Below are 2,902 nucleotides of genomic sequence, written 5' to 3' on the forward strand. Positions count from 1 at the left end.
CTACTGCCCTACTGCCCTACTGCCCTACTGCCCTAAAGCTTGTCGATTACCGACTGCACACCTTCGGTCGGTGCGTCGACCGATGATCCGGCGACTATGATGGCGGCGACGATCGCTTCCGGATCGTCGACCACCAGCGGCTTGACCCGCTGCGCGCTGTGGATGAAGCCTTCGGCCATCATATGGTCGAGCAGCGCCAGCATCGGATCCCAGAATCCCCCGACGTTGCCGAAGACGATCGGTTTGCGATGATGGCCGAGCTGGCCCCAGGTCATGATCTCGATGATTTCCTCGACCGTGCCGATGCCGCCCGGCAGCGCCACAAACGCGTCGGATTTCTCGAACATCGTATGTTTACGCTCGTGCATGTTGTCGGTGACCACGAGCTCGTCGAGCCGGTTAAGCGCGGTTTCGGTGGCCTCCCTGTTGATCAGGAAGCGCGGAATGATGCCCGTCACCTTGCCGCCGGCCCGCAACGCCCCTTCGGCAACGGCTCCCATGATGCCCCTGGTGCCGCCGCCATAGATCAGACGCAGGCCGGACTTGGCGATCGAACGCCCAAGGAGGTGTCCGGCCTTGGCATAGGTTTCATCGCGGCCTGGAGACGAGCCGCAATAGACGCAGATGGATCGAATCGTGTTCATGAGATGATTGGTGATTGGGTCTTTATTCGCGGTCAAGCCCGGGCGGGCTTTTTCTTGCTGGCCTCCTTTTTCTTGTCGGCCCCCTTTTTCTTGTCGGTTTGGGCAAAACAGGGTAGACCGGCATTAGGTGGCTAAGGGCAGGGAAATATGACAATTAATCCAGTAAAGGCGCTTTTGTTCGCCGTCGGCGGCTCCGTCGCCGCGGCGGGAACCGCCTATGTATCGGGCGCGCTCGACCCGTATGTCAATCGCGCGCCACCGGCGGAAGTGGCATCGCTGACGCCGCCGGCGGAGAAGCCGGCCAAGCCGGTGACCGATGGATCGGTTTCGCCCGCGCCGGCCACAGATGCGATGGCACCGGCAGCGCCGGCCACGGCTGATGCGATCGCGCCGACCTTCGATATTGTTCGGGTCGAGATCAAGGGCTCTATCGTCGTCGCCGGCAATGCCGCACCCAACGCCAAGGTCGAGATTCTCAACGGTTCGACGGTTCTCGGCTCGACGGTCGCCGGCGCCGATGGTGCTTTTGCCATCGTTCTCGACGATCCGCTGAAACCCGGCGATTACACGATCGCGCTGCGCTCAATGACCGGCAATGTCGTGACCCCCTCGGCGCAGACAGCCGTCGTCTCGATTCCCCAGAGTCCTGCTGGCCAGGTGCTGGCGATGATCGAGGAGCCGGGCAAGGCCTCCGAATTGCTCACCGTTCCTACACCCGAGAAGAAGCCTGAAGCGCCTGTTGGCGACAAGGCGGCCGCCCCGGCTGCCGAGGACTCCGCTGCCGGGGACCCCGCTGCCGCAGCACCGGCCCCAGGCGCACCGGCTGCCACGGCGCCGGCCACTGCCGAAGTCGCCCCCGCGCCGGCTCCGGACATGCCTGTCGCACCGGCGACACCAGCTGCAGGGCCAAAGATCGTCGTCGAAGCCATCGAGATCGACGGCAACAAGATCTTCGTCGCCGGGCTCGCCGATCCCGGCCGCAAGGTGCGCGCCTATGCCAACGATATCTTGCTCGGCGACGCGAAAACTTCGCCTGACGGCCACTTCCTGGTCGAGGCGACGCGCAGCATTCCCGTTGGCACCTACACCATCCATGTCGACGCACTCGATGCCGACGGGGCAAAGGTGCTGGCCCGCGCCGCCGTGCCTTTCGAGCGCGAGCCGGGCGAGTCGGTCGCCGCCGTGGCGCCCGCCGCCGCTGGCCCGCCTGCTGCAATCGGAGCCGAAGGGCCCGCAGTTGCCGCCACATCGGCTGGAATTCCCGAGACCGCGGCGCCGAAGCTCGAACACGCCGACAGCGCCGTTATTATCCGCCGCCACGATACGCTGTGGCAGATCTCGCGGCGCGTCTATGGCCAAGGTGTGCGCTATTCGACCATCTACCTCGCCAATCAGGATCAGATCAGGAATCCCGACCGCATCTGGCCGGGGCAGGTGTTCAAGGTCCCGGAAAAATCGCAGGAAGGCGAAGCCGCCAACCTCAAGGCGATGGGCGACCAGATGACGACGGCCCCGACGAAGGCTGATTAGAAATCTTTTTCTTTTTTCCGCCCTCTTGCGGAAAGCTCGTCCATCGTCTATCGCCGATAAACGATGAATGCGCCCTTGACCGAGAAGACTTGCGGCTTCGCCGACAGCCAGTCCGTGGCCGCGAAGCTCGCCGCGCTTTCGCATCCGGCCCGGATCGAGATCCTCAGGCACCTTTCGGCCAGCCGCTCCTGCTGCTGCCGGGAGGTCGTCGACCATCTCGACCTGGCGCAGTCCACGGTTTCACAGCACCTGAGGGTATTGGTCGACGCAGGGCTCGTCCGCTACAAGCCGGACCGGCAACGCTCGCGCTATGAAGTCGACAGCGATGCGCTCGCCAATGTTTCCGCATCGCTGGCCGCGCTCGTCAATTCGTGCTGCTCCGGCCGCTAGATCATGGTCCCGAATCGAAGGACCGCGTCAGCGAAAAGTGGCCGGTTTTCGGAAAAGATGGCGGTCAAGCAGTAAGATATAAGAAAAAGGCGATAAAAATGGCCGAAAAAACCGTTTCCGCTGAATCCGGTTCGACCTTCAAGACATTGCGCAATCTTTGGCCATACATGTGGCCGGCCGACCGTGGTGACCTCAGGGCGCGGGTGGTGTGGGCGACCGTGCTTTTGGTCGTCGCCAAGCTGACACTGGTTGCCGGCCCCTATTTCTTCAAATGGGCAACCGATGCGCTGGCTGGTGACGCCAAGTCGGTGCCGCCGCTGCCGGCCTTCCTGCTGGCG

Annotated in this window: 3 protein-coding genes and 1 pseudogene; 3 read left to right on the forward strand and 1 reads right to left on the reverse strand. The window is 63.3% G+C overall.

Annotated elements, in window-relative coordinates; all coding sequences use genetic code 11:
• Nucleotides 1-32: 32 nt before the first annotated feature.
• Complete coding sequence (locus tag EOA85_RS31565; protein ID WP_127212343.1) at nt 33-644, reverse strand: TIGR00730 family Rossman fold protein; 612 nt, start codon at nt 642-644, stop codon at nt 33-35.
• Between the two features lie 147 nt (nt 645-791).
• Between EOA85_RS31565 and EOA85_RS31570 the strand changes: the two genes are divergently transcribed.
• From EOA85_RS31570 to EOA85_RS31580, 3 genes and pseudogenes are all read left to right on the forward strand, one after another.
• Nucleotides 792-2,174 (forward strand): LysM peptidoglycan-binding domain-containing protein, encoded by a 1,383-nt coding sequence (locus EOA85_RS31570; protein ID WP_127212344.1) that lies wholly within the window; start codon nt 792-794, stop codon nt 2,172-2,174.
• Nucleotides 2,175-2,237: 63 nt separating this feature from the next.
• Entirely contained in the window at nt 2,238-2,564 is a 327-nt protein-coding gene (locus tag EOA85_RS31575) for a metalloregulator ArsR/SmtB family transcription factor (protein ID WP_029354431.1), read from the forward strand.
• A gap of 98 nt (nt 2,565-2,662) precedes the next feature.
• A pseudogene (locus EOA85_RS31580) lies at nt 2,663-2,902 on the forward strand (metal ABC transporter permease); the annotation flags it as partial.

Source organism: Mesorhizobium sp. M5C.F.Ca.IN.020.29.1.1 (genome assembly GCF_003997375.1).
Taxonomy (GTDB): domain Bacteria; phylum Pseudomonadota; class Alphaproteobacteria; order Rhizobiales; family Rhizobiaceae; genus Mesorhizobium; species Mesorhizobium wenxiniae.

Excerpts from the sequence above, each read along its gene's own strand:
- EOA85_RS31575 (WP_029354431.1), top strand. The coding sequence starts at position 2,238 with ATGAATGCGCCCTTGACCGAGAAGACTTGCGGCTTCGCCGACAGCCAG.
- EOA85_RS31570 (WP_127212344.1), top strand. The coding sequence starts at position 792 with ATGACAATTAATCCAGTAAAGGCGCTTTTGTTCGCCGTCGGCGGCTCC.
- EOA85_RS31565 (WP_127212343.1), bottom strand. The coding sequence starts at position 644 with ATGAACACGATTCGATCCATCTGCGTCTATTGCGGCTCGTCTCCAGGC.